General features: G+C 72.5%; 25 protein-coding genes. 18 read left to right on the top strand and 7 right to left on the bottom strand.

Translation table 11 applies throughout. From position 1 onward, the window contains the following. Positions 1 to 2 precede the first annotated feature (2 nt). The gene (locus ACIBG6_RS35420) at positions 3 to 1391 is read right to left on the bottom strand and encodes an FAD-binding oxidoreductase (protein ID WP_399226837.1); all 1389 of its coding nucleotides are present in this window, start codon (positions 1389 to 1391) and stop codon (positions 3 to 5) included. A 72-nt stretch (positions 1392 to 1463) separates the two neighbouring features. After that, positions 1464 to 3266, bottom strand: coding sequence for a glycoside hydrolase family 15 protein (locus ACIBG6_RS35425; RefSeq protein ID WP_399226838.1), 1803 nt, complete (start codon positions 3264 to 3266; stop codon positions 1464 to 1466). Positions 3267 to 3766: 500 nt separating this feature from the next. On the opposite strand from ACIBG6_RS35425, the gene ACIBG6_RS35430 reads away from it, so the two are divergent. The 12 genes from ACIBG6_RS35430 to ACIBG6_RS35485 all read left to right on the top strand — a co-directional run bounded on the left by ACIBG6_RS35430 (position 3767) and on the right by ACIBG6_RS35485 (position 17403). Further along, on the top strand, positions 3767 to 5425 hold the full coding sequence (locus tag ACIBG6_RS35430) for a CTP synthase (protein WP_399226839.1): 1659 nt from the start codon (positions 3767 to 3769) through the stop codon (positions 5423 to 5425). A gap of 76 nt (positions 5426 to 5501) precedes the next feature. Then, entirely contained in the window at positions 5502 to 6128 is a 627-nt protein-coding gene (locus ACIBG6_RS35435) for an NUDIX domain-containing protein (protein WP_399226840.1), read from the top strand. Positions 6129 to 6331: 203 nt separating this feature from the next. After that, positions 6332 to 8317 carry a tetratricopeptide repeat protein gene (locus ACIBG6_RS35440; protein ID WP_399226842.1) on the top strand — a complete coding sequence of 662 codons (1986 nt, stop codon included), beginning with the start codon at positions 6332 to 6334 and terminating at the stop codon, positions 8315 to 8317. Between the two features lie 149 nt (positions 8318 to 8466). Beyond that, complete coding sequence (gene ald, locus ACIBG6_RS35445; protein WP_399226843.1) at positions 8467 to 9582, top strand: alanine dehydrogenase; 1116 nt, start codon at positions 8467 to 8469, stop codon at positions 9580 to 9582. Between the two features lie 448 nt (positions 9583 to 10030). Beyond that, the gene (locus ACIBG6_RS35450; protein ID WP_037631020.1) at positions 10031 to 11056 is read left to right on the top strand and encodes a ParA family protein; all 1026 of its coding nucleotides are present in this window, start codon (positions 10031 to 10033) and stop codon (positions 11054 to 11056) included. Next, complete coding sequence (locus ACIBG6_RS35455) at positions 11053 to 11541, top strand: hypothetical protein (RefSeq protein ID WP_399226980.1); 489 nt, start codon at positions 11053 to 11055, stop codon at positions 11539 to 11541. Before ACIBG6_RS35450 ends, ACIBG6_RS35455 begins: the two co-directional genes overlap by 4 nt. Before the next feature lie 45 nt (positions 11542 to 11586). Then, positions 11587 to 12579, top strand: coding sequence for a segregation and condensation protein A (locus ACIBG6_RS35460; RefSeq protein WP_399226844.1), 993 nt, complete (start codon positions 11587 to 11589; stop codon positions 12577 to 12579). Continuing rightward, positions 12576 to 13169: an SMC-Scp complex subunit ScpB gene (gene scpB, locus ACIBG6_RS35465; protein WP_399226845.1), complete on the top strand. Its 594-nt coding sequence runs from the start codon at positions 12576 to 12578 to the stop codon at positions 13167 to 13169. The genes ACIBG6_RS35460 and scpB overlap by 4 nt, the downstream gene beginning before the upstream one ends. Next, positions 13169 to 14419, top strand: a complete 1251-nt coding sequence (locus ACIBG6_RS35470; RefSeq protein WP_399226846.1) for a pseudouridine synthase — start codon at positions 13169 to 13171, stop codon at positions 14417 to 14419. Before scpB ends, ACIBG6_RS35470 begins: the two co-directional genes overlap by 1 nt. Before the next feature lie 127 nt (positions 14420 to 14546). Continuing rightward, positions 14547 to 15632: an AAA family ATPase gene (locus tag ACIBG6_RS35475; RefSeq protein WP_399226847.1), complete on the top strand. Its 1086-nt coding sequence runs from the start codon at positions 14547 to 14549 to the stop codon at positions 15630 to 15632. Continuing rightward, positions 15629 to 16369, top strand: a complete 741-nt coding sequence (locus tag ACIBG6_RS35480) for an NUDIX hydrolase (protein WP_399226848.1) — start codon at positions 15629 to 15631, stop codon at positions 16367 to 16369. The genes ACIBG6_RS35475 and ACIBG6_RS35480 overlap by 4 nt, the downstream gene beginning before the upstream one ends. Next, positions 16366 to 17403 carry an ADP-ribosylglycohydrolase family protein gene (locus ACIBG6_RS35485; RefSeq protein WP_399226849.1) on the top strand — a complete coding sequence of 346 codons (1038 nt, stop codon included), beginning with the start codon at positions 16366 to 16368 and terminating at the stop codon, positions 17401 to 17403. Before ACIBG6_RS35480 ends, ACIBG6_RS35485 begins: the two co-directional genes overlap by 4 nt. Before the next feature lie 58 nt (positions 17404 to 17461). Here the strand turns inward: ACIBG6_RS35485 and ACIBG6_RS35490 are convergent, their stop codons facing one another. From ACIBG6_RS35490 to ACIBG6_RS35500, 3 genes are read right to left on the bottom strand one after another with little or no spacing between them, the layout of a single operon-like run. Next, positions 17462 to 18139, bottom strand: a complete 678-nt coding sequence (locus ACIBG6_RS35490; protein ID WP_399226850.1) for a DNA polymerase beta superfamily protein — start codon at positions 18137 to 18139, stop codon at positions 17462 to 17464. Between the two features lie 10 nt (positions 18140 to 18149). Next, positions 18150 to 18617, bottom strand: a complete 468-nt coding sequence (locus ACIBG6_RS35495) for a Rieske (2Fe-2S) protein (protein WP_399226851.1) — start codon at positions 18615 to 18617, stop codon at positions 18150 to 18152. A gap of 44 nt (positions 18618 to 18661) precedes the next feature. Continuing rightward, positions 18662 to 19006, bottom strand: coding sequence for a DUF952 domain-containing protein (locus tag ACIBG6_RS35500; RefSeq protein ID WP_399226852.1), 345 nt, complete (start codon positions 19004 to 19006; stop codon positions 18662 to 18664). A gap of 118 nt (positions 19007 to 19124) precedes the next feature. Between ACIBG6_RS35500 and ACIBG6_RS35505 the strand changes: the two genes are divergently transcribed. The 6 genes from ACIBG6_RS35505 to der all read left to right on the top strand — a co-directional run bounded on the left by ACIBG6_RS35505 (position 19125) and on the right by der (position 24153). Beyond that, positions 19125 to 19535 carry a YidB family protein gene (locus tag ACIBG6_RS35505; RefSeq protein ID WP_399226853.1) on the top strand — a complete coding sequence of 137 codons (411 nt, stop codon included), beginning with the start codon at positions 19125 to 19127 and terminating at the stop codon, positions 19533 to 19535. A gap of 109 nt (positions 19536 to 19644) precedes the next feature. Further along, positions 19645 to 20007 carry a chorismate mutase gene (gene aroH, locus ACIBG6_RS35510; RefSeq protein WP_399226855.1) on the top strand — a complete coding sequence of 121 codons (363 nt, stop codon included), beginning with the start codon at positions 19645 to 19647 and terminating at the stop codon, positions 20005 to 20007. Next, on the top strand, positions 20004 to 21092 hold the full coding sequence (locus ACIBG6_RS35515) for a prephenate dehydrogenase (protein ID WP_399226857.1): 1089 nt from the start codon (positions 20004 to 20006) through the stop codon (positions 21090 to 21092). Before aroH ends, ACIBG6_RS35515 begins: the two co-directional genes overlap by 4 nt. Before the next feature lie 211 nt (positions 21093 to 21303). Then, positions 21304 to 21969 carry a (d)CMP kinase gene (gene cmk / locus ACIBG6_RS35520; protein ID WP_399226981.1) on the top strand — a complete coding sequence of 222 codons (666 nt, stop codon included), beginning with the start codon at positions 21304 to 21306 and terminating at the stop codon, positions 21967 to 21969. Positions 21970 to 22022: 53 nt separating this feature from the next. After that, positions 22023 to 22634: a lysophospholipid acyltransferase family protein gene (locus ACIBG6_RS35525; protein WP_399226982.1), complete on the top strand. Its 612-nt coding sequence runs from the start codon at positions 22023 to 22025 to the stop codon at positions 22632 to 22634. 70 nt (positions 22635 to 22704) lie between these two features. Beyond that, the gene (gene der / locus ACIBG6_RS35530; RefSeq protein WP_399226858.1) at positions 22705 to 24153 is read left to right on the top strand and encodes a ribosome biogenesis GTPase Der; all 1449 of its coding nucleotides are present in this window, start codon (positions 22705 to 22707) and stop codon (positions 24151 to 24153) included. Positions 24154 to 24264: 111 nt separating this feature from the next. On the opposite strand, the gene ACIBG6_RS35535 is transcribed toward der, so the two are convergent. Together ACIBG6_RS35535 and ACIBG6_RS35540 are read right to left on the bottom strand one after the other, a co-directional pair. Next, on the bottom strand, positions 24265 to 24573 hold the full coding sequence (locus ACIBG6_RS35535; protein ID WP_399226859.1) for a hypothetical protein: 309 nt from the start codon (positions 24571 to 24573) through the stop codon (positions 24265 to 24267). Between the two features lie 500 nt (positions 24574 to 25073). Then, on the bottom strand, positions 25074 to 25856 hold the full coding sequence (locus tag ACIBG6_RS35540) for a hypothetical protein (RefSeq protein WP_317594027.1): 783 nt from the start codon (positions 25854 to 25856) through the stop codon (positions 25074 to 25076). Between the last annotated feature and the right edge of the window lie 95 nt (positions 25857 to 25951).

A 25951-nucleotide genomic window follows, 5' to 3' on the forward strand; every position in this document is an offset into this window, starting at 1 on the left:
TCTCAGGCGGCCGGTGTGATGTTGTGGTTGAAGCGGAAGACGTTGTCGGGGTCGAAGGCGGCCTTGACCCGGGCCAGGCGCCGGTAGTTCTCGGCGCCGAAGCCCTCGACCACCCGCTGTTCGCCCTCGGAGCCGATGAAGTTCAGATACACGGCTCCGGTCGACCACGGCCTCGCATCGGCCCGCACGTCCCTGACCCACTGGATCGCCCGTTCGTCGTCGGCCGGGTCCACCCAGGTCGCGAAGGGGTGGACGACCCAGGGCGCGGAACGCCACGGGATCGGGTCGTCGGGCCGGCCGGCCGCCACCGCGCCGCCCAGCGGGAACAGCACGTGCTGGCAGGAGGTGGGGGGCGGGATCAGCTCCGCACGGGCGCAGTAGGCGTCCACCGCCTCGTCCGGCAACGCTCTCAGGTACTCCGCCGACCAGTAGTTCCGGAGGCCCGGCGGGTCGTCGAGCATGCACTGGAGATCGGCGTAGGCGATGTCCGTGACGATCTCGATCACGGGCTTCAGCGCGAACAGCGGCGCCGCGAGCTCGCGGACCTCGGCGACGGGACCGGCGTACGTGAACAGCGTCCCGCAGACCAGCTCGCCGACGAGGTGTTGGGGGACGAACGGTTCGGGCGGCGCGGGGAGGTAGATGACCCCGCCGCCGACGTCGTCGGGGGCGGACGCGAGGAGGTCGCGGAAGGTGCGTGCCGCTTCGGGCGCGGCCTCCGGCATGAAGAACAGCATCGCGATGCTCATCGCCGGCAGCTCGTGCAGCCGCAGGGTGAGCGAGGTCGCGACCCCGAAGTTCCCGCCGCCGCCGTGCAGGGCCCAGAAGAGTTCCGGGTTCCGCTCCGCGTCCGCGTGGACGTGCTTGCCCTCGGCCGTGATCAGCTCCGCCGCGAGGAGGTTGTCGCTGGCGAGGCCGAACTTCCGCTCCAGCCAGCCCGAACCGCCGCCCAGCGTGAACCCGCCGACGCCCGTCGTGGACACCCGGCCACCGGTCGTGGCCATCCTGAAGGGCTGGGTCGCGTGGTCGAGATGGCTCATCGTCGCGCCGCCCTCGACCCGTACCGTCATGTGCTCGGGGTCGGCGACGACCGCGTGCATCCGGCGCAGGTCGATCACGAGGCCGTCGTCGACGACGGACGTGCCGGCGACACTGTGCCCGCCGCCGCGCACCGCGATGGGCAGACCCGTCCCACGGCCGAAGAGGATCGCGTTGGAGACGTCCTCCGGGGTCGCGCACTGGGCGATGACCGCCGGCCGGCGGTCGATCATTCCATTGTGGATCGTCCGGGCCTCGTCGTAACCGGGATCGCCGGGGACGAGCACCACACCGGCGAGATCCTCCCGGAGCCCGGTGAGAGCGGCCTGCGGGACGCTGTGCGGGGGAGCCATGGGAGGGCCCCCCTTTCCTCGGGGGGGGGACAGGACCCTCTCAGGGTATTCCGGCGGGCCGCGCGCCGCGTCTCAGCCGCCGTACGCCCCGCTGGCCGTCAGGCGCAGCGCGGTGTCGATGAGCGGGACGTGGCTGAACGCCTGCGGGAAGTTGCCCACCTGGCGCTGGAGCCGCGGGTCCCACTCCTCGGCGAGCAGTCCGAGGTCGTTGCGGAGGGAGAGCAGTTTCTCGAAGAGGGTGCGGGCCTCGTCGACCCGGCCGATCATCGCCAGGTCGTCGGCGAGCCAGAACGAGCAGGCGAGGAACGCGCCCTCGTCGCCCTCCAGGCCGTCGACGCCGGCCTCCTCGCCGGCCGTCGGGTAGCGCAGCACGAAGCCGTCCTCCGTGGACAGCTCCCGCTGGATCGCCTCGATCGTGCCGATGACCCGCTTGTCGTCCGGCGGCAGGAAGCCCATCTGCGGGATCAGCAGCAGCGAGGCGTCCAGCTCCTTGGAGCCGTACGACTGCGTGAACGTGTTCCGCTCCGGGTCGTAGCCCTTCTCGCAGACGTCCCGGTGGATCTCGTCGCGCAGGTCGCGCCAGCGCTCCAGCGGGCCGTCGGCGTCCCCGGACTCGATGAGCTTGATCGTGCGGTCGACGGCCACCCAGGCCATCACCTTGGAGTGGGTGAAGTGGCGGCGCGGGCCGCGGACCTCCCAGATGCCCTCGTCGGGCTGGTCCCAGTGGGTCTCCAGGTACCTGATGAGCTTCAGCTGGAGCAGCGAGGCGTAGTCGTTGCGGGAGAGCCCCGTCATGTGCGCGAGGTGGAGGGCCTCGGTGACCTCGCCGTAGACGTCCAGCTGGAGCTGGTTGGCGGCGCCGTTGCCGACCCGGACCGGGCCGGAGTTCTCGTACCCCGGGAGCCAGTCGAGCTCCGCCTCGCCGAGCTCCCGCTCGCCCGCGATGCCGTACATGATCTGGAGGTTCTCGGGGTCGCCCGCGACCGCGCGGAGCAGCCAGTCCCGCCAGGCGCGGGCCTCCTCGCGGTAGCCGGTGCGCAGCATCGAGGAGAGGGTGATCGCCGCGTCCCGCAGCCAGGTGTAGCGGTAGTCCCAGTTGCGGACGCCGCCGATCTCCTCGGGCAGCGAGGTGGTCGGCGCGGCGACGATCCCGCCGGTCGGCGCGTACGTCAGCGCCTTCAGGGTGATCAGCGAGCGGACGACGGCCTCCCGGTAGGGGCCGTGGTACGTGCAGTGCTCGACCCACTCGCGCCAGAAGTCGGCGGTCGCCTCCAGCGAGCCCTCCGGGTCCGGCAGCGCGGGCGGCTCCTTGTGGGAGGGCTGCCAGGAGAGCGTGAAGGTGATCCGGTCACCGGGGGAGACGGTGAACTCGGAGTACGTGGTGAGGTCCTCGCCGTGCGTCTCCGCGTCCGTGTCCAGCCACACCGAGTCGGGCCCGGCGACGGCGACCGTGCGCTCGCCGACCTTGTGGACCCAGGGCACGATCCGGCCGTAGCTGAAGCGCATCCGCAGCGCGGAGCGCATCGCGACGCGGCCGGAGACGCCCTCCACGACCCGGATGATCTGCGGGGCTCCGTCGCGCGGGGGCATGAAGTCGGTCACCCGGACCGTGCCGCGCGGGGTGTCCCACTCGGACTCCAGGATCAGTGAGTCGCCCCGGTAGCGGCGCCGGTCGGCCGGGGGCGGCTCGGCGTCCTCGGCCACGGTGGGGCCGACCCGCCAGAACCCGTGTTCCTCGGTGCCGAGCAGGCCCGCGAAGACCGCGTGGGAGTCGAAGCGGGGGAGACACAGCCAGTCGACGCTGCCGTCCCGGCAGACCAGGGCGGCGGTCTGCATGTCCCCGATGAGTGCGTAATCCTCGATGCGCCCGGCCACGTGCTTCACTCCAGTCGAACGGCCACGTCCGCCCCGTGGGGCGCTTGCTCGGATGCGCCGGCTGGGTGTCAGCCGGGTCTGGTTGTCTCAGCGGTCAAGGGATCGTCGACGAGCGCTCGCGCCGGCCGAGGTGGCGGGGTGGTGCCGCCGGCCGGTCTGCTCGGCGGGCAATGTCCGAGCAGAATACGTCGCACCCTAGTGACCCGGTGATCACGCGGGTAACGTCGCTGCTCCGATCGGGTGAACAGGCCCGTGACCCCGTCGATGCCCCACCCTACGGCCCGCCCCCACCCCCTTCCGTAGCCGTCCGTGTACACCCGACTGCCGCGTGTGGCCGGAAGCGGCCTCTCGATGTCGCTGATACCCTGGTACCCCGTGGACCGGTGGGAAACGGCGACAGCCGAGGACCCCGAAACCGCAGCGACGGCACCCCCCGATTCTTCCGGAGGGGACGCCGGTACGCACCTCCAGAACGCGACCACGGGAGCCCCCTCTTGGCGATGCCGCCCAACACCACGACGACCAAGCACATCTTCGTCACCGGGGGTGTCGCCTCCTCCCTCGGCAAGGGACTGACCGCCTCCAGCCTGGGTGCGCTCCTCAAGGCCCGAGGCCTGCGGGTCACGATGCAGAAGCTCGACCCGTACCTGAACGTCGACCCGGGCACGATGAACCCCTTCCAGCACGGCGAGGTGTTCGTCACCAACGACGGCGCCGAGACCGACCTGGACATCGGCCACTACGAGCGCTTCCTCGACGTCGACCTCGACGGCTCGGCCAACGTCACCACCGGCCAGGTCTACTCGCAGGTCATCGCCAAGGAGCGGCGCGGCGAGTACCTGGGCGACACCGTGCAGGTCATCCCGCACATCACCAACGAGATCAAGTCCCGGATCCGCCGCATGGCGACGGACGACGTGGACGTCGTCATCACCGAGGTCGGCGGCACCGTCGGCGACATCGAGTCCCTGCCGTTCCTGGAGACCGTCCGCCAGGTCCGCCACGAGGTCGGCCGCGACAACGTCTTCGTGGTGCACATCTCGCTGCTGCCCTACATCGGCCCCTCCGGCGAGCTGAAGACCAAGCCGACCCAGCACTCGGTCGCCGCCCTGCGCAACATCGGTATCCAGCCGGACGCGATCGTCCTGCGCGCCGACCGCGAGGTCCCGACCGCCATCAAGCGCAAGATCTCGCTGATGTGCGACGTCGACGAGGCCGCGGTCGTCGCCGCCATCGACGCCAAGTCGATCTACGACATCCCGAAGGTCCTGCACACCGAGGGCCTGGACGCCTACGTCGTCCGCAAGCTCGACCTGCCGTTCCGCGACGTGGACTGGTCCACCTGGGACGACCTGCTGGACCGCGTGCACAACCCCGACCACGAGGTCACCGTCGCGCTCGTCGGCAAGTACATCGACCTGCCCGACGCCTACCTCTCGATCACCGAGGCCATGCGGGCCGGCGGCTTCGCCAACAAGGCCCGGGTCAAGGTCAAGTGGGTCACCTCCGACGAGTGCAAGACGCCGGCCGGCGCCAAGAAGCAGCTCGGCGACGTCGACGCGGTCCTCATCCCCGGCGGCTTCGGCGACCGCGGCGTGAACGGCAAGATCGGTGCGATCCAGTACGCCCGTGAGAACAAGGTGCCGCTGCTCGGCATCTGCCTCGGCCTCCAGTGCATCGTCATCGAGGCCGCGCGGAACCTCGCGGACATCCCGGACGCCAACTCCACCGAGTTCGACCCGGCCACCGCGCACCCCGTCGTCTCCACGATGGAGGAGCAGCTCGCGTACGTCGAGGGCGCCGGCGACCTGGGCGGAACGATGCGCCTGGGCCTGTACCCGGCGAAGCTCGCCGAGGGCTCGATCGTCCGCGAGGTCTACGACGACCAGCCGTACGTGGACGAGCGCCACCGCCACCGCTACGAGGTGAACAACTCCTACCGCGCGGAGCTGGAGAAGAAGGCCGGCCTGGTCTTCTCGGGCACCTCCCCGGACAACAAGCTCGTGGAGTACGTCGAGTACCCGCGCGAGATCCACCCCTACCTGGTCGCCACCCAGGCGCACCCGGAGCTCCGCTCCCGCCCGACCCGCCCGCACCCGCTCTTCGCGGGCCTCGTCAAGGCGGCCGTCGAGCGCAAGACGGGCAAGCCGGCCAAGTAGCCACGGGCGTTAACGTTGCCGGGGTACGGGTCCTCACGGACGCGTACCCCGGCTTTCGTATGTGGGAGGACAGCACATGCAGTTGCAGGACACCCCGGAGGAGTGGCGGGTCGCGGCGACGACGACCCCCTTCCAGGGAAAGAAGACCAGTGTCCGCACGGACGACGTGGTCATGCCGGACGGTACGGTCGCCCGCCGCGACTACCAGGTCCACCCCGGCTCGGTGGCCGTCCTGGCCCTGGACGAGCAGGACCGGGTCCTGCTGCTCAAGCAGTACCGGCACCCGGTGCGGCAGAAGCTGTGGGAGATCCCCGCGGGGCTCCTCGACGTGCCCGGCGAGAACCCGCTGCACGCCGCCCAGCGCGAGCTGTACGAGGAGGCCCACGTCAAGGCCGAGGACTGGCGGGTCCTGACCGACGTCTACACGACGCCCGGCGGCTGCGACGAGGCCGTACGGATCTTCCTCGCGCGGGACCTCGCGGAGGCGGAGGGCGTGCGCTTCGAGGTCTCCGAGGAGGAGGCCGACATGGAGCTCGCGCGGGTGCCGCTCGCGGAGCTGGTGCGGGGGGTCCTCGCGGGCGAGCTGCACAACAACTGCCTGGTGGTGGGCGTCCTGTCGCTGGCCGCCGCGCGCGCGGGCGAAGGCGTCGAGGCGCTGCGCCCGGCGGACGCGCCCTGGCCGGCCCGCCCGTTCGAGTCGTAGACCGTATCCGGACGAGGCCTAGGGCCTGTCCGACCCTGATCCGCCGGACAGGCCCTGGCGGTGTGACCATCGGCTGATCCGATCGGGGGACGTGCCCGCCGCGCTCCACCGGGTCCGTGCCGCGCCCTGAACTACGCTCGGAATCACCCGTGCGGAGACCCCCGCGGGATCGGCTCGTGCGCAGGTGGACGGGAGCGTGGCCCGTGACGGATCAGGCGGTGGCGGCGGCCGTGAGCCGGCGGTTCTTCGGCCGGCAGCGGGAGTTGAAGGCCCTGCGCGCCGACATCGAACGGACCGGCCTCGACACCCTCACGGGCCGCAAGGCACCCCGGGCCCGGGTCCTGCTCGTCGCCGGCAAGCCGGGCTCCGGGCGCACCGCCCTCGCCGAGGAGCTGGCCGACGGGCTCGCCGACCGCTACCCCGACGGGGTGTTCCGCGCCCGGCTCACCGAGCCCGGCGGGGACCCCGTGCCCACCGCCCGCGTCGCCCAGGAACTCCTGGCCGCGCTCGGCGTGGCCGAGCCGCCCGGCGCCGGCGAGGACGAGCTGACCGAGCTGGTCCGCCACGCCCTCGCCGGGCGCAAGGCCGTCCTGATCCTCGACGACGCCGTCGACGCCGAGCAGGCCGACCCGCTGATCCCCGACGACCCCGAGACCCTGGTCGTCGGCGTGTCGCGCGGGCCGCTCACCGGTATCCCCGACGTACGGCCCTGCACCCTCGGCGGACTCGACCCCAAGTCGGCCATCGAGCTGCTCACCGCCTTCACCGGCTCCGTCCGCATCACCGTCGACCCGCAGGCCGCCGAGAGCCTCGTCGAGGAGTGCGGGGGGATGCCCGGAGCGGTCGTCCTCGCCGGGGGCTGGCTCGCCGCCCGCCCCAAGGCCTCCGTCGCCGACCTCGCGAAGCAGCTGCGGGGGCTGACCGGTGACCCGCTCACCCGGACCTTCCTGCTCGCCCACGAGGCGCTGCCCGCGACCGCCGCCCGGATACTGCGATTCCTCTCCCTGGCCCCGCTCGGCCGGGCCGACGCCCACACCGCCTCCGCCCTGGCCGGCTGCTCGGTCTCCGCGGCGGCCACCACCCTCGTCGACTTCGCCGCCCTGGGGCTCGTCTCCGGTGGCGAGGACGGGCAGTACGAGGTCCCCGGCCATCTCGTCCCCCTCCTTCGCGCTCAGCTGGAGGAGCGCGACCGGCCCGCCGAGGTGCAGCTCGCCCGGGCCCGGATGCTGGAGCGGACCGTACGGCTCCTCCAGTCGTGCCGTGCGGTCACCGAACCCGAGGGCTCGGCCGCCCGGCTGAAACTGGCCGGTCTGCCGCGCGCCCTGCGCTTCCCGAACCGGGACGCCGGGGCCGACTGGCTCCGCTCCCGGCAGCCCGTCCTGCTCGCCTCCGCCCGCCTCGCCGTCGCCGACGGGGAGCTCGACACCCTGGCCCGCCGCCTGATCGCCTCGCTGGTCAGGGCGCTGGCCGCGCACCGGGGCGCCGAGGCGGCGGCGCCCGAGCTGTACGGCCTCCACCAGCTGGTCCTCGACGTGGCCGAGCGGCGCGGACTGCACCGCGAGCGGGCGGCCGCGCTGCTGAACCTGGCCGATCTCGATGCGAAGACCGGACGCACGAAGGACGCTCTGCTGCGATATCGGTCGGCATTGGATGCCGGGAGGGCAGCAAATGATCCGTATGCCACCGGTCGAGCAATGGAATCCGTAGGTGGCTCGTATCAGGAGCTGGGGGACTGGCAGCGGGCGGGCGACTGGTACGGGCGGGCGCTCGCCCAGCGCCTCGCCCGGGACGAGCGCCCCGACCAGGCGCGGCTGTACGGCCGCCTCGGCGCCGTACAGACCTACGCGGGGCGGTACGGCGAGGCGCTGCGGAACTGGCGGGCCGCCGCGGCCGGCTACCGCAGGCTCGCCGATCTCCCGGGCCACGCACGGGCGTTGAGCGAGGCGGCCCGGGTCCAGGAGTACGCGGGGCGGCCCGAGGAGTCGCTGCGGACCTGCGAGGAGGCGGTGGAGTGGGCCCGGCGGGCGCAGGACGGCCGGCTCCAGGCGGCGCTCCAGCTGCGGCTCGCCGACACCCTCGACCGGCTCGGCGACCCGGCCGCCGCCAGGCTGCACAGGGCCGCAGCCGAGCGATTGCTGGAAACGGAAGCCGCAGCCTACGAAATCCGCAGTGGGTTCGAGAAAGATTAGTACTTTGAAAGGCTAGACACCGGGAACTCCTTCATTAGACTGGGTCCGCCGCGTTCGAACGTGGTCTGCCCCGGTGCGCCGCAGTGCATCCGGGTATGTATCGCAGTACCCCAGTTGTCTTCCCCCAGATTCAAGGACCGTGATCGACGATGAAGGTCGGCATCCCCCGCGAGGTCAAGAACAACGAGTTCCGCGTGGCCATCACCCCTGCCGGTGTCCACGAGCTCGTCCGCAACGGCCACCAGGTCTTCATCGAGCAGAACGCCGGTGTCGGCTCCTCGATCACGGACGAGGAGTACGTCGCCGCCGGCGCCGAGATCCTCGCCACGGCCGACGAGGTCTGGGCCACCACCGACCTGCTGCTCAAGGTCAAGGAGCCCATCGCGGAGGAGTACCACCGCCTCCGCAAGGACCAGACCCTCTTCACGTACCTGCACCTCGCCGCCTCCCGCGAGTGCACGGACGCGCTGCTGGAGTCCGGCACCACCGCCATCGCCTACGAGACCGTCGAGACCGCGAACCGCGCCCTGCCGCTGCTCGCCCCGATGTCCGAGGTCGCGGGCCGCCTGGCCCCGCAGGTCGGCGCCTACCACCTGATGCGCTCGGTCGGCGGCCGTGGCGTGCTCCCCGGCGGCGTCCCCGGCACCCACGCCGGCGAGTGCGTCGTCATCGGCGGCGGCGTCTCCGGCTGGAACGCCACGCAGATCGCCGTCGGCATGGGCTTCCACGTGACCCTGCTCGACCGTGACATCAACAAGCTCCGTGAGGCCGACAAGATCTTCGGCACCAAGGTGAAGACGATCGTCTCCAACGCCTACGAGCTGGAGAAGGCCGTCGTCGAGGCCGACCTCGTCATCGGCGCCGTCCTCATCCCGGGCGCCAAGGCCCCGAAGCTGGTCACGAACGAGCTCGTCGCCAAGATGAAGCCCGGAAGTGTCCTTGTCGACATTGCGATCGACCAGGGCGGTTGCTTCGAGGACTCCCACGCGACCACCCACGCCGAGCCGACCTTCCAGGTCCACAACTCGGTCTTCTACTGCGTCGCCAACATGCCGGGCGCGGTCCCGAACACCTCCACCTACGCGCTCACCAACGCCACGCTGCCCTACATCGTGTCGCTGGCGAACAACGGCTGGGTCGAGGCGCTGCGCCGCGACGCCGCGCTCGGTCTGGGCCTCAACACCCATGACGGCAAGGTGGTTTACAAGGAGGTCGCCGAGGCGCACGGCCTCGAGCACGTCGAGCTGAGCACCCTCCTGGCCTGACCCCCGAGGCGCCGCCGTCAACCGGTGCCGTCAATGCCACACACCCGGCCGGACCTTGTTCGACAAGGTCCGGCCGGCTGTGCGTCCGGCCCCGTCCGGGGCCCGCGCAACTCGCCTCGAACGTAACCCTTTAACCGTTTCGCGCACCCCTGAAACGTGTGGATGCATGCCTGCGCACCCTTGACAGAGACGTGTTCGGTTGCCGACACATCCGGCCGGGTCCGGCGGATTGTGTTGCTGCGGAGCGGTGACACGCCATAGAGTCGCCAACCGTCGGCATGGTGCCACGCTGACCTATCGATAAATGTTCCTGGTGACATCCAAGGAGGTAAGACGACTTGTGAATGAGTCGACAATTACTCCCGGGAGCGGTGCGCCAGGTGCCCCGATCGGCTCCGTCGCGGTGCGGACCTTCGCGACGCACCAGCCCATGACGACAGCCCACACGATGAAGACGATGGACGGCCTACACGTGAACGCCACGGCCGGCAACGAGATGGGCCGAGAGTCCACCCACTTCGCCGCCTTTGACGAGGTGCCCGAGGGGCACTTCTACGACCCCGACGCCGAGTACGAGCCCGACCCGGAGTACGCGGCCACCCTCGCACCCGACGCTGCCCGCCAGCGCCGCGAGCGGATCGGCCCCACCGGACGGCCGCTGCCGTACTTCCCGATTCCGGGTCCCCTGACCGACCACGGACCCGCGAAGATCATCGCGATGTGCAACCAGAAGGGCGGCGTCGGCAAGACCACGTCGACCATCAACCTGGGTGCCGCGCTCGCCGAGTACGGACGACGGGTGCTGCTCGTCGACTTCGACCCGCAGGGAGCCCTGTCGGTCGGCCTCGGCGTGAACCCGATGGAGCTCGACCTCACCGTCTACAACCTGCTCATGGAGCGGGGCATGTCGGCGGACGAGGTACTCCTCAAGACCGCCGTTCCCAACATGGACCTGCTGCCGAGCAACATCGACCTCTCGGCCGCCGAAGTCCAGTTGGTCAGCGAGGTCGCGCGCGAGTCCACGCTCCAGCGCGCCCTGAAGCCGCTGATGAACGACTACGACTACATCGTGATCGACTGTCAGCCCTCGCTCGGTCTGCTGACCGTGAACGCCCTGACGGCGGCTCACAAGGTCATCGTGCCGCTGGAATGCGAGTTCTTCGCCCTGCGCGGAGTGGCGCTGCTCACCGAGACGATCGAGAAGGTCCAGGAGCGGCTCAACCCCGACCTGGAGCTCGACGGCATCCTCGCCACGATGTACGACTCGCGGACCGTGCACAGCCGTGAGGTGCTCGCGCGCGTCGTCGAGGCCTTCGACGACCACGTCTACCACACGGTCATCGGGCGGACGGTGCGCTTCCCGGAGACCACGGTCGCCGGCGAGCCCATCACCACGTACGCCTCGAACTCCGTGGGCGCCGCCGCCTACCGTCAGCTCGCCAGGGAGGTGCTCGCCCGGTGTCACGCCGAGTGAGTCTGCCCGGCGCCGACGAACTCTTCCGTACGACCGGGGGGACGGCGCTCCAGTCGTCCTCACCCCGCCGGGCCGTCCCGGCTCCGGCGGGTGAGAGCGACACGGCGGCGGCCGAAGGCTCCGCGGAACACACGGCGGCGGGCTCCGAGGCGGCCGAACCGCGCGCCCGGACGGCGGAGCCGGAGAGCCCCGCCCCGAAGCCGGCGAACGCGGCGCAGGTCCCGGCCCCGGCCGCCCGGCGGCGCGGCGGCCGTACCCCGAACCGGCGGCCCAGCGGCCGCGAGCGCCACGACGAGAAGATCACGGTCTACGTCTCCGCCGAGGAGCTCATGGACCTGGAGCACGCCCGACTCGTCCTCAGGGGCGAGCACGGTCTCGCCGTCGACCGGGGGCGGATCGTCCGGGAGGCGGTCGCCGTGGTCCTGGCGGACCTGGAGTCCCGCGGCGACGCGAGCATCCTCGTACGCCGCCTGCGCGGCCGCTGACGGTAGCCTGCGGGCTGCCGAGCTCTCCGTACCTCCTGGAACCCCATGCACCGCGTCTCTGACGAAACGTCCCGCCCGCCGGGCCGCCGCCCCCTGGGCCGCGGCCCGGGCGAGACGGTGCCGGCGGGGCCTTCGGCGGGGCCTTCGGCGGGGCCTTCGGCGGGGCCTTCGGCGGGGGAGCCCGTACCCGTCGCTCCCGTCGCTCCCGTAGCTTCCGTCGGTCCTCCGGTGGACGCCGAGCCCGGCGACGGGCGGTTCACGGTCCGGCTCGCGAACTTCGAGGGGCCCTTCGATCTGCTCCTCCAGCTGATCACCAAGCACAAGCTCGACGTCACCGAGGTCGCCCTCTCCCAGGTCACCGACGAGTTCATGGCGCACCTCCGCGCCCTGGGCCCCGACGGCGACCTCGACCAGACGACCGAGTTCCTCGTCGTCGCCGCCACCCTGCTCGACCTCAAGGCCGCCCGGCTGCTCCCCGCCGCCGAGGTGGAGGACGAGGCCGACCTCGCCCTCCTGGAAGCCCGCGACCTGCTCTTCGCCCGCCTCCTCCAGTACCGCGCGTACAAACGGATCGCGGAGATCTTCCAGGACCGCTGGGAGGCCGAGGGGCGCCGCCACCCCCGTACCGTCGGGCTCGAACCGCACCACGCCGAGCTGCTTCCCGAGGTCGTCATCTCCATCGGGGCCGAGGGCTTCGCCAGGCTGGCCGTCAAGGCCATGCAGCCCAAGGCCGAGCCCCAGGTGTACGTCGACCACATCCACGCCCCGCTCGTCAGCGTCCGCGAGCAGGCCGCTGTGGTCGTCGCGCTGCTGCGCGAGCGCGGCACGGCCCTCTTCCGGGAGCTGATCGAGGACGTCGGAGACGACACCCTCACCGTCGTCGCCCGCTTCCTCGCCCTCCTGGAGCTCTACCGGGAGAAGGCCGTCGCCCTCGACCAGGAGACCGCCCTGGAGGACCTCACGGTCTCCTGGACCGGCGGGGAGGCGGACCCGTCCGGGGCCGTGACCGACGAGTTCGACCAGGAGACCGCCGCATGAGCGACCTCAAGCCCTCCCTCGAAGCCGTCCTGATGGTCGTCGACGAGCCCGCCACCGAGCAGCACCTGGCCAAGGTCCTGGACCGCACCCCGCGCGAGGTGGCCGACGCCCTGCACGAGCTGGCCGACGAGTACACCGTCCAGGGCCGCGGCTTCGAGCTGCGGCGGGTGGCCGGGGGCTGGCGCTACTACACGCGAGCCGCCCACGCCGCGGCCGTCGAGGCCTTCGTGCTCGACGGGCAGCAGGCCCGGCTCACCCAGGCGGCTCTGGAGACCCTCGCGGTCGTCGCGTACCGCCAGCCGGTCAGCCGTTCCCGGGTCTCAGCGGTCCGCGGGGTCAACTGCGACGGGGTCATGAGGACCCTGCTCCAGCGGGGTCTGGTGGAGGAGGCGGGCGCGGAACCCGAAACAGGTGCGATCCTGTACAGGACGACGAACTATTTCCTGGAGCGGATGGGCCTGCGCGGCCTGGACGAACTCCCCGAGCTCGCGCCTTTCCTCCCCGAGGCGGAGACGGTCGAGCCGGACTCCCTGGAAGGCGTCCCGTCGTTCGATCCGGACGCAGACGTAGACGACAAGACGGAAATTTGATGCGAAGCAGCAGCGGCAGGAACAGCAGCGGAAACAACGGCGGGAGCCGTGGTGGCAACAGCGGCGGCCGCGGCGGCAGCGGCGGTGGCCGCGGCGGCAGCAGCAGCGGCGGCGGTGGCTACCGCGGCGGCAGCAGCGGCGGCGGCGCCGGTCGTGGTGGCAGCGGCGGCGGCGGTGGCGGTGGCCGCGGCGGCAGCAGCAGCGGTGGCGGTGGCTACCGCGGCGCCGGCGGCGGCCGCGACGACAGGCAGGGCGGCGGCAGCGCCAGGCCGCGCAACCCGCGTCCCGAAGAGCGCCAGTACGACGTCCCCGGCCTCGGCGGCTCCGCCGGCGGCCCCAAGAGCGGCCGCGGCGCCTCCGCGCGCGGTGGTGCCAAGGGCGGCCCCCGGCAGTCCCCGCAGCGCGGTGGCGGCCGTACCGAGCCCTCCCGCTCGCGCGAGTACGACGCCCGTACGGAGGAGCGCAACCGGGAGCGGTACGCCGGCAAGCCGGAGATCAAGACCCCCAAGACCTTCCCCGGCGCCGAGCAGGAGGGCGAGCGTCTGCAGAAGGTCCTCGCCCGGGCCGGCGTGGGCTCGCGGCGTGCCTGCGAGGAGCTCATCGAGCAGTCCCGCGTCGAGGTCAACGGCGAGATCGTCGTCGAGCAGGGCATGCGCGTCGACCCGGAGAAGGACGAGATCAAGGTGGACGGCCTGACCGTCGCCACCCAGTCCTACCTCTTCTTCGCGCTGAACAAGCCCTCCGGCGTCGTCTCCACCATGGAGGACCCGGAAGGCCGCCAGTGCCTCGGCGACTACGTCAACAACCGTGAGACCCGGCTCTTCCACGTCGGCCGGCTCGACACGGAGACCGAGGGCATCATCCTCCTCACCAACCACGGTGAGCTGGCCCACCGCCTCACGCACCCCAAGTACGGCGTGAAGAAGACCTACCTCGCCGCCATCACCGGCCCGCTGCCCCGCGAGGTCGGCCGGATGCTCAAGGACGGCATCGAGCTGGAGGACGGGTACGCCCGCGCCGACCACTTCCGCGTCGTCGAGCAGACCGGCAAGAACTACCTGGTCGAGGTCACGCTGCACGAGGGCCGCAAGCACATCGTGCGCCGGATGCTGGCCGAGGCCGGCTTCCCGGTCGACAAGCTGGTCCGTACGGCCTTCGGCCCGATCGCGCTGGGTGACCAGAAGTCGGGCTGGCTGCGCCGTCTGACCAATACCGAGGTCGGCATGCTGATGAAGGAAGTCGGGATGTAGTTCCCGCCCTTCTCCGCGAGAGGCCCGTGACCGCAGGTCGGTCACGGGCCCTTTCCGTGCCCTCTCGTGCTTGTGGCCGGGGCGCGTCCCCATTTATAGTCAGAGTGACTCTTAAGGAGGGAGCGGTGTGAAGCACTACGGCCACGGCCTCGTCCTCGGCGGCTTCTCCCCGCCGCACGCCGGCCACCACCACCTCGTCCGCACCGCGCGCGAGCGGTGCGAGCGCCTCACCGTGCTCGTCTGCGGCATCTCGGCCGAGAGCCTTCCCCTGGCCGACCGCGTCGCCTGGATGCGCGAGATCCACCCCGACGCCCTCGTCGTCGGAGCCGCCGACGACAGCCCCGGCGGCCTGCGGGACGCCGTGCGCGAGCGGGTCGACGCCGTCTTCGTCGCGGAGCCGTACGGGGAGCCGTACGGGGAGCCGTACGGAGAGTCGTACGGGGACGAGCTCGGCCGCCGTTTCGGCGCGGAGGCCGTCAGCGTCGACCCCGACCGCATCCGCTTCCCCGTCTCCGGCGCCGCCGTCCGCGCCGACCTCGCCGGCTCCTGGGACTTCCTGGAGCCGCCGGTCCGCGCCGCGCTCACCCGGCGCGTCGTCGTCCTCGGCGCCGAGTCCACCGGCACCACCACCATGGCCCTCGCCCTCGCCGACCACTACCGGCGGCGCGGCGGCGTCTGGGCCCGGACCCGGTGCGTACCGGAGTACGGGCGCGAGTACCGCGACCTCAAGCTCGCCGAACTCCGGGCCGAACGCCCCGGCGCCACCCGGTCCGACGTCACCTTCCGCTCCTCCGACTTCCCCGTCATCGCGCGGCGCCAGGCCGAACTGGAGGAGGAGGCGGCCCGCGACGGCTCGCCCGTGCTCGTCTGCGACACCGACGCCTTCGCCGCCACCATCTGGCACGAGCGGTACACGGGCATCGCGAGCGCCGAGACCGGGGAGGTCGCCTCCCACGGCCGCCAGCACCTCTGGCTGCTCACCGACCACCGGGGTGTCGAATTCGAGAACGTCGAGGGCACAGCGCTGCGCGACGGGGAGTACCTGCGGCCCTGGATGACCGCACGCTTCCTCACCCAGCTCGCCCACAGCGGCCGTCGGACGGCCGTCCTCAGCGGCCCGCACGAGGAGCGGCTCGCGGCGGCCGTCGCCGCCGTCGACGCGCTCCTCGCCGAGGGCCGCCACCTCGCCGACCCCCTGCCGGAGCGCCGATGAACACCGTCCCGCCCGCACCGGGCGGCTACGACAAGTACGCCTTCGAGCCCTTCGCCGTCACCGTCGACCTCGCCGTCCTCACCGTCCGCGAGGAACGCCTCCACGTCCTCCTCGTCCAGCGGGGCCAGGCGCCGCACGCGGGGGAGTGGGCGCTGCCCGGCGGCTTCGTCCTGCCCCGCGAGTCCGCCGAGACGGCCGCCCGCCGCGAACTCGCCGAGGAGACCGGACTGCCCGGCGCCACCGTCGCGGGACTCCACCTCGAACAGCTCCGCACCTACAGCGACCCCGACCGGGACCCCCGGATGCGGGTCGTCTCCGTCGCCTTCACCGCGCTCGTCCCCGGCCTGCCCGAGCCGCGCGGCGGCGGCGACGCGGCCGAGGCGCGGTGGCTGCCCTACGGCTCGTACGGGCCGCTGGCCTTCGACCACGACCGCATCCTCGCCGACGCCCGCGAACGCGTCGGCGCCAAGCTCGAGTACACGTGCCTCGCCACCGCCTTCTGCCCGCCCGAGTTCACCCTCGGCGAGCTCCGGCAGGTGTACGAGACGGTCTGGGGAGTCGAACTCGACCGCCCCAACTTCCGGCGCAAGGTCCTCGCCACACCCGGCTTCGTCCGGGCCGTGGACGGGCCGCCGCGCCGCACCGGCGGACGGGGGAAACCGGCCGCTCTCTACCGGGCGGGCGAGGCCACGGCCCTCCACCCGCCGCTCCTGCGACCGGAAGGACGTCCCTCATGACCCTGACCCCGACCCGTACGGCGGTGAAGCAGGCCGCGACCGGATCCCTCGTCGGCCTCGCGCTCGGCGACGCGCTCGGCTTCCCGACCGAGTTCAAGGACGTGCCGGCGATCCTCGCCGCCTTCGGCCCCTGGCGGGAGATGGACCTCCCGGTCGCCCGCGGGACGGCGTACGTCACCGACGACACCCAGATGACCCTCGCCTTCGCCCGGGGCATCCGCACGGCGATGGACCGGGGTGTCCTCGCCGCGGCGCGCCTCGCCCGGCCGGTCCGGGACGAGTTCGTCGGCTGGTACCACTCCCCGGAGAACAACCGGGCCCCCGGCAACACCTGCCTGCGTGCCTGCCAGCTCCTCGACGGCGACCTGCCCTGGCAGGACGCCAGCCAGATCGGCTCCAAGGGCTGCGGCGCCAATATGCGGGTCGCGCCGATCGGCCTCGTCCCCGGGCTGAGCGAGGAGCAGCGCGCGGGCGCCGCCCAGCTCCAGGCGGCCCTCACCCACGGCCACCCCACGGCGCTCGCCGCCTCCGACCTCACCGCCCGCGCCGTGTACCTCCTCGCCCAGGGCGTGGACCCGGCCGGGCTCGTCGGACAGCTGCGCTCGTACGCGTACGAGAACCGCTCGCGCTACCACGAGCACTGGCTCGGCGACCTGTGGACCCGCTCCCAGGACCCCTCCGCCCGGCACTTCGTCGAGCGCGGCTGGGACGAGTGCCTGGCCGTGCTGGAGCGGCTGGACGCCGTCCAGCGCACGGCCGACCCGGAGCTCGACCCCTGTGCGTACACCGGCGACGGCTGGATCGCCGAGGAGGCCCTCGCGACCGGCCTGCTCTGCTTCCTCCTCTTCCCCGCCAAGCCTCTCACCGCCCTGCGGAGGGCGGCCTGCACCCGGGGCGACTCCGACTCGATCGCCGCGCTCGCGGGCGCCTTCGCCGGCGCCCACCTGGGCGCGGACGCCTGGCCGAAGGAGTGGGCCGAGCGCGTCGAGTACCGGAGCGAACTGCTGACGTTCGGGGCGCTCTGGGACGCCTGAGCGGGGGCCGGCGTCCCGAGCGGGGTGCCGGGGCGTTGAGTGTCAGGGCGTCAGGGCGTCAGAGCGAGGCGCGGCGGGCGCGGATCAGGAAGTCCTGGACGCGGGCGTGGTCCGGGGCGGCGGGGAGCGGGCTCGTGTCGTGGGCGCGGTCCGCCTCGTCCTGGAGGCGGTTCATCCAGGACTCGACCTCCTGCCACGGCACCTCGCCCCGCTTGACCGCGAGGAAGCGGTCGCGCTCCGCGCCGACGTCGACGCGGAGTTCTCCCGTGCGCAGCAGGTCGCGGCAGCTCGTCAGGAGCCGCAGCAGGTGCATCGCGTGCTTCCAGCGCGGGTGCCCGTACTGGCGGACGTCCGCGTCCAGCTTGCGGCGCTGGCCGGCGGCGTAGCGGACGAAGGTCTGGTGGGCCTGCCGGGAGAGGAAGGCCCCGCGCAGGGAGAGGAGTTCGCGGCCCGTGTCGTCGACGTGCTCGACGACGGGGGAGTGCAGGCACTCCAGGGCGTTCGGGTTGTTGCGCAGGGCCAGCTCGCAGAAGCGCTCCAGCTCCCAGCTGAACTGGTCCTCGCCCGGGCCCTCCACATGGGCCGGGGGCTTGTCGAACCGCCAGAAGAGCGGCGTCGGGGCGAGGTAGACGCCCCGCACGTCGGTGTCGCTGCCCTCGGTCGCCAGACCGAAGGCGTGCGAGCCCATCACGCAGGAGTAGATCGTGTGGTCGCGCACCAGCTCGTCCGGGGTCATGCGGGTGAGGCTACGCGAGGGTGATCGATTCCCCCGAGACATTGATCTGCTTGGCCGGGAGGGGACGGGGAGCCGGGCCCGCGACCACCGAGCCGTCGGCGATGCGGTACTTGGAGCCGTGGCAGGGGCAGTCGATGGTGCCGTCCGCGACCTTGTTCACCAGACAGCCCTGGTGGGTGCAGACCGCGGAGAAGGCCTTGAACTCCCCGGCGGTGGGCTGCGTGACGACCACCTTCGCCTCGGTGAAGACGGTGCCGCCGCCGACCGGGATCTCGGACGTCGTCGCCAGCGGGGGAGCGCCGGTCGTCGTGGGCGACGTGGCCGGAGTCTCAGGAGTGGCGGATGCCGCGGGCGCGCTCGGTGTGGCCGGGGCGCTGGTGGTTGTGCCGCCGTCGCCCTCGCCGTCCGAGCCGCAGCCCGTCGTCAGGGCGGCGGCGGCGAACAGGACGGTACGGCGGTTCGTGGCGCGTGAAGTCATGGCGCCAGCTTGGCGGTGCCCCGGCCCGGGGTCCCGCAACACGCCTACGGGCGCGGCGTCAGCTCCCTCGCACGGCCGTCCGTGTCCCGGCGGACCTCCAGGACCGCCGTCACGGCGGCCCGCTCGATCGCTCCGTAGACGTGTGGGAAGAGGCGGCCCTCCGAGCCCTCCCAGCGGACCTCGCCGCTCAGCCGGGACTCGTCGATCACGAGGACCAGGAGCGGGCCGGGGACGGACCGGTAGGGGCCGTCGGCGATCGCCAGTGCCGAGGCCTCGTCGGCAGAGCAGTGGACGAAGCCCTCGGCGGCGAGCGACGGCGGGGCGTAGGGGGCGGTCGGGTCGGCGGGGTCGGCGGCCCAGTCGGCCCGCGGTACGACGTGCAGCAGCATGCCGACTGTTCTACCGCTCGACCGCGTCCCGACCGTGTCCGGGTGTGTACAGCGAGTGGCGGAACGAACCGGTATGGGTGAGATTGGGCGTGATCTGTACCGGACGAAAGGCAGAAGGATGGCAGGAAGCGACCTCGGCAGTCTCCTCGGAGGCGGCGGTCAAGGCGGTAGCGGCGGTGCCGGCGGCATCCTCGGCTCCCTGCTCGGCGCCCTCGGCGGCGACAAGAGCACCGGCGGCGGCGCGAACCCGCTCGGTGGACTCCTCGACATGCTGACGAAGTCCGGTCTCGTCGACCAGACCCAGTCCTGGGTCGGCACCGGCGAGAACCAGCCCGTCAGCGGCGCCCAGATCGCCGGCGCCCTCCCGGACGACACCCTCCAGAAGGTCGCGGCCGACGCAGGCGTCAGCCCGCAGGACGCCGCCGACCAGATCGCCCGGTCCCTGCCGCAGGCCGTCGACAAGCTGACCCCGAACGGCGCGGTGCCCCAGGGCTCCCTGGAGGACCTCATCCGCCAGCAGCAGCTCTAGAGGACGTCCCCGGCGCCCGCCCTCCGTCTCGGAAGGCGGGCGCCGCGACGCGTCCTCCCTCCGCTGACTAGGCTGAACGGAGCACTCGACGCAGGCGAAGGAGCACGACGTGGCGGTACGAGCGGTCCGAGGCGCCGTCCAGCTGGAGCGGGACGAGGCCGGACACATGCGCGAGCAGGTCGAGGAGCTGCTCACCGCCGTCCTCACGCGCAACGAACTCACCGCCGACGACCTCATCAGCATCTGGTTCACGGCCACGCCGGACCTGCACAGCGACTTCCCCGCCGCCGCGGCCCGCCGGATCGGGATCGTCGACGTACCGCTGATCTGCGCCCAGGAGCTCGACATCGAGGGCGCGATGCCGAGGATCGTCCGGCTCCTCGCCCACGTCGAGACCGAGCTGCCCAAGTCCCGGATCGCGCACGTCTACCTCGGTGCCGCGGCCGCCCTGCGCAAGGACATCGCCCAGTGAGAACAGCGCTCGTCATCGGCACCGGCCTGATCGGCACCTCCGCGGCGATCGCCCTGGCGGGCCGGGGCGTCACGGTCCACCTCCGCGACCACGACCCGGCGCGCGCCCAGACGGCCGCCGCGCTCGGCGCGGGCACCGACGAGGCACCCGAGGGGCGCGTGGACCTCGCGATCATCGCCGTACCCCCGGCGCACGTCGCCACGACCCTCGCCGAGGCGATGGCGGCCGGCCTCGCCCGCGGCTACCTGGACGTGGCGAGCGTCAAGGGCGGGCCGAAGCGGGAACTGGAGGCGCTGGGCCTCGACCTCACCGCGTACATCGGTTCGCACCCGATGTCCGGCAAGGAGCGCTCGGGCCCGCTCGCGGCGACCGCGGACCTCTTCGAGGGACGGCCCTGGGTCCTCACCCCGACCCGTGACACCGACACCGAGGTCCTGAACCTCGCCCTGGAGCTCGTCGCCCTCTGCCGGGCCGTGCCCGTCGTCATGGACGCCGACGCCCACGACCGGGCCGTCGCCCTCGTGTCCCACACCCCGCAGCTGGTGTCGTCGATGGTCGCGGCGCGCCTGGAGGAGGCCGACGAGTCGGCCGTACGCCTCTGTGGGCAGGGCATCCGCGACGTCACCCGGATCGCCGCCTCCGACCCGCGCATGTGGGTCGACATCCTCTCCGCCAACCCGGGCCCCGTCGCCGACGTCCTCGCGGGCGTCGCCGCCGACCTCGACGAGACGGTCCGCGCCCTGCGCTCCCTCCTGTCCGTCGACGAGGACAAGCGCCGGGACGGCGCCTCCGGCATCGAGGACGTCCTGCGCCGCGGGAACGCCGGCCGTGCCCGCGTCCCCGGCAAGCACGGCGCCGCCCCCACGGTCTACGAGATCGTCGCCGTCCTCATCAGCGACCAGCCGGGCGAGCTGGCCCGGATCTTCGCCGACGCGGGCCGTGCCGGCGTCAACATCGAGGACGTCCGCATCGAGCACGCCACCGGCCAGCAGGCGGGCCTGGTCCAGCTCATGGTCGACCCCGCGGCGGCTCCGGCCCTGAGCGCGGCCCTCCAGGAACGCGGCTGGGCGCTGCGGACGCCCTGACGGTACGGGGACGGGGCCGGCCGGCAGTCCGGGGGGCGGGGCCGACGGGCTCGCCGGGACCCCTCCCGCAGGCCTCCGGCACCGTCCCGGAGGGGGTCCGACGTGGGCTGGGCCGAACGGGTGCGTGGGACTCGGTAACCTTGTGGGGGCCCCTTGCATCTCCGCCGAGGCCCTACCGCTCCCCCAGGAAGGTGTTCCCACCGTGGAATCCGTGATCGTCGCCATCGACGGGCCGTCCGGCACGGGCAAGTCGAGCACCTCGAAGGCGGTCGCCGCCAAGCTGGGGCTGAGCTACCTCGACACCGGCGCCCAGTACCGGGCGATCACCTGGTGGATGATCAGCAACGGTGTCGACGTGACCGACGCCGAGGCCGTCGCCAACGCCGCCTCCAAGCCGGACATCGTCTCCGGCACCGACCCGGGCCGCCCCACCATCACGGTGGACGGTGTCGACGCCGCCGGACCCATCCGTACCGAAGAGGTCACCTCGAAGGTCAGCGCCGTCAGCGCCGTACCCGAGGTGCGGGCGCTCATCACCGACCTCCAGCGGTCCATCGCGAAGGGCGCCGAGCTCGGCATCGTCGTCGAGGGCCGGGACATCGGCACCACCGTCCTGCCGGACGCCGACCTGAAGATCTTCCTCACCGCCTCGCCCGAGGCCCGTGCCGCCCGCCGCTCCGGCGAGCTCAAGGGCGCCGACGTGCAGGCGACGAAGGAAGCCCTGATCAAGCGGGACGCGGCCGACTCCGGCCGCAAGACCTCCCCGCTGGCGAAGGCCGACGACGCCGTCGAGGTCGACACCACCGACCTCACCCTGGACCAGGTCATCGAGTGCGTCGTCACCCTGGTGGAGGAGAAGAGGGCGGGCGCGAAGTGACCCTGCCCTCCGCGAAGGGCGCCGTCGTCGGCCGACGCATCGGCATCGGCCTGATGTACGGCTTCTGGAAGCCGCGCGTCCTCGGCGCCTGGCGGGTGCCGGCCTCCGGCCCCGTCATCCTCGCCGTCAACCACGCGCACAACATCGACGGCCCCATGCTCATGGGCACCGCACCGCGCCCGGTGCACTTCCTCATCAAGAAGGAAGCCTTCGTCGGGCCCCTCGGGCCCTTCCTGGAGGGCATCGGGCAGGTCAAGGTCGACCGCGACAGCACCGACCGGAACGCGATAGGCAACGCCCTGGGCGTCCTGGAGCATGGCGGCGTCCTCGGGATCTTCCCCGAGGGCACCCGCGGCGACGGCGACTTCGCCTCGCTGCGCGCCGGCCTCGCCTACTTCGCCGTCCGCAGCGGCGCTCCGATCGTCCCGGTCGCCGTGCTGGGGACCACCGGGCGGGATGGGCGGGAAGAATCAGCGCGCCGCGGACGGTTGTTCAAGGCACTGCCTCCGCTGCGCGGCCGCGTCGACGTCGTCTTCGGCGACGCCTTCGACGCGGGCGACGGATCAGGGCGTCGCACCCGCAAGGCGCTCGACGAGGCCACCGTACGGATCCAGGGACAGCTCACCGCTCACCTGGAAAACGCCAAGCGTCTCACCGGGCGCTGAGCGAGACTTTCAGTAGTGGGCCCCGCGGCTCGGGGACCCACCGACCACGAATGATCAAGGAACGGACTTCATGAACGACCAGCACGACCACGGGGCACTTGGCGACGCCGAGTACGCGGAGTTCATGGAGCTCGCCTCGGAAGAAGGCTTCGACGCCGAAGAGATCGAGGGCGCGATCGAGGAGGCCGGGCACGGCCCCCTCCCCGTCCTCGCCGTCGTCGGCCGCCCGAACGTCGGCAAGTCGACCCTGGTGAACCGCATCATCGGCCGCCGCGAGGCCGTCGTCGAGGACAAGCCGGGCGTCACCCGCGACCGCGTCACCTACGAGGCCGAATGGGCCGGGCGCCGCTTCAAGGTCGTCGACACCGGCGGCTGGGAGCAGGACGTCCTCGGCATCGACGCCTCCGTCGCCGCCCAGGCCGAGTTCGCCATCGAGGCCGCCGACGCCTGTCTCTTCGTCGTGGACGCCACCGTCGGCGCCACCGACACCGACGAGGCCGTCGTCAGGCTGCTCCGCCGCGCCGGGAAGCCGGTCGTCCTCGCCGCCAACAAGGTCGACGGACAGTCCGGCGAGGCCGACGCCACCACGCTCTGGTCCCTGGGCCTCGGCGAGCCGTTCCCCGTCTCGTCGCTGCACGGCCGCGGCACCGGCGACCTCCTCGACGAGGTCCTGAAGAAGCTGCCCGAGGCCCCCGAGCAGCGCTTCGGCAACGCCGTCGGCGGCCCGCGCCGCATCGCCCTCATCGGCCGCCCGAACGTCGGCAAGTCCTCCCTGCTCAACAAGGTCGCGAACGAGGACCGGGTCGTCGTCAACGCGCTGGCCGGCACCACCCGCGACCCGGTCGACGAGCTCATCGAGCTCGGCGGCGTGACGTGGAAGTTCGTCGACACCGCCGGCATCCGCAAGAAGGTCCACCTCCAGGAGGGCGCGGACTACTACGCCTCCCTGCGGACCGCGGCCGCCGTCGAGAAGGCGGAGGTGGCCGTCATCCTCATCGACACCACCGACAAGATCTCGGTCCAGGACCAGCGCATCATCACGATGGCGGTCGAGTCCGGCCGCGCCATCGTCATCGCCTACAACAAGTGGGACGAGCTCGACGAGGAGCGCCGCTACTACCTCGAGCGCGAGATCGAGACCGAGATGCAGCAGGTCGACTGGGCGCCCCGGGTCAACGTCTCCGCCAAGACCGGCCGCCACATGGAGAAGCTGGTCCCGGCCATCCAGACCGCCATCGCCGGCTGGGAGACCCGCGTCCCCACCGGCCGGCTGAACGCCTTCCTCGGCGAGATCGTCGCGGCCCACCCGCACCCGATCCGCGGCGGCAAGCAGCCCCGCATCCTCTTCGGTACGCAGGCGGGCACCAAGCCGCCGCGGTTCGTCCTCTTCGCCTCGGGCTTCCTGGAGGCCGGCTACCGGCGCTTCATCGAGCGCCGTCTGCGCGAGGAGTTCGGCTTCGAGGGCACCCCGATCCACATCTCGGTGCGCGTGCGCGAGAAGCGCGGCCGGAAGAAGTAGTCGGCAGCGCGGTGTGACGGACACGGCTGAGGGCCGGGGCGACAAGCCCCGGCCCTCAGCCGTGTCACGGACGGTCCGGTGCGGTGTCCGCCGGATTGCCGTCCGCCGGAGTCAGAAGCCCCGGCGGGGACCCGGCGGGAGCGCCGCCGGAGTGTGGGGCTGCTGCGCCGTCCACACCGGCGGATGGGCGGAGGCGTACCGGTGGCCGGCGCCGTATCCCTGTCCGGCTCCGTACCCCTGGCCGTTGCCGTTGCCGTACAGCCCCGTGCTCGCGGTCGTGCCGAAGGCCCGGAACGCCACCTCCTCCTCGCCGCTGCGGTCACCCGGCAGCGTGCGGAACGACCGGCGGTACTCCGAGAACAGGGCGTCGTAGATCGGCGTGGCCGACTGGCCCGCCGTGACGTCCTGCGCGGGGCGCATGGAGGGGATCTGGCTCGGATACGGCTGGAGGAAAGGGTCGTATGGGTGCACGTACGTGCCAACGACCCCGCCGCCGGTCGGATGCGGGCGGCTCTCCGAAAGAGCCGCCCGCCGGGGCCGCGGCACGGTCGGAACCTCCGGCACCGCCGAGCCCCCGACGGCCCGCGGCGCGGCGGCCCCGAGGGCGCCGTGAGGACGGAGGGCGCCGCCCGCCGCCGAGGTCCCGGCCGCTGCAGGTGCCGATGCCCCGCCGAACCCTGGCGGCCCGCCCGGCTCTGCGGACCTGCCGAACTCGGCCGACTCGCTCGGCCGAGCCGGCCCGGGCGATCCGCCCGGCCTCGGCGGTCCGGTCAGTCCGGCCGGGCTGCTGAGCCCTGGCGGTCCGCCCAGTCCGGCCGGTCCGCCCAGTCCGCCCAGTCCGCCCGGTCCGGCCGGTCCGCTCGGCCGCGCCGGTCCGTCCTGGGCCCTTGCGGGTCCTATGTCGGGCCGGCCGTCGTCCATCAGGTACCGGCCAGCGGCATCGCGGCCGCCACCAGGCGTCCGTTCGCCGCGGCCTTCTCCAGGGCGTCGCGCAGCAGGTCCTCGCGCGGCTGCTGGCCGATGGAGCCCACCGGGGCGGCGAAGACCAGGACCGTGTGCGACTTGTTGGCCGCCGCGCGCCAGCCCTCGGTGACCTGGAGCGGCTGGTGCGCCTGCCACCAGGCGGCCTGGCCGGCGCCGTTCGGCCCCGGCTGCAGGACGGAGTGGAGCTGGCCCATGGCGACCAGGACCGACCAGCCCGGCAGGGCGGCCGGCTTCTCGTTGAGGTCGGTGACGGGCCGGAAGCCCTGCTCCGCGAGGAGCGGCAGGAACTCGTCGACGAGGCCGTCCGTGCCCGGGCGGGCCACGGGGGCGGTCGGCTCCACGACCAGCGCCGGGTGCAGCTCGCCCTCGATCAGGACGAGACCGCTGGTGACGCCGAGCACGGCCTGCTCGGGGTGGGCGGCGGACAGCGCGTCGGCGGCGTCCGAAGCCGTGATCGAGGCGACGGCGCCCTGGAGCTGCGCCTCGGCGACCTTGACGACCTGCGACGGGATGCAGCTGGCGTGGGCGAACGCGAGGACCGCGGTCTCCTCACCGACGAACAGCACCGTGCTGGTGCGCTCCTGCTCGGAGTCCCCCGGCGTGCGGCAGGAGGTGCAGTCGTAGCTGCCCGGGGCGTTGTCGCCGGCAAGCAGCCGGTCGGCTTCTTCGTCGCCGATCTCGGCGCGTACGTCCTCGTGAACGTCGAGCATGCGCGGCACGGGTGGCTCCCTGGACTCGGTACGGGGGGACGCCGGGCCGATCCCGGGCGTCTCATGCCGAGTTCAACGGGTCAGGATCCGCCGGAGTCACGCGT

The sequence above is a fragment of the Streptomyces sp. NPDC050842 genome, from assembly GCF_044456565.1.
In the GTDB taxonomy this organism is placed as follows: Bacteria; Actinomycetota; Actinomycetes; order Streptomycetales; family Streptomycetaceae; genus Streptomyces.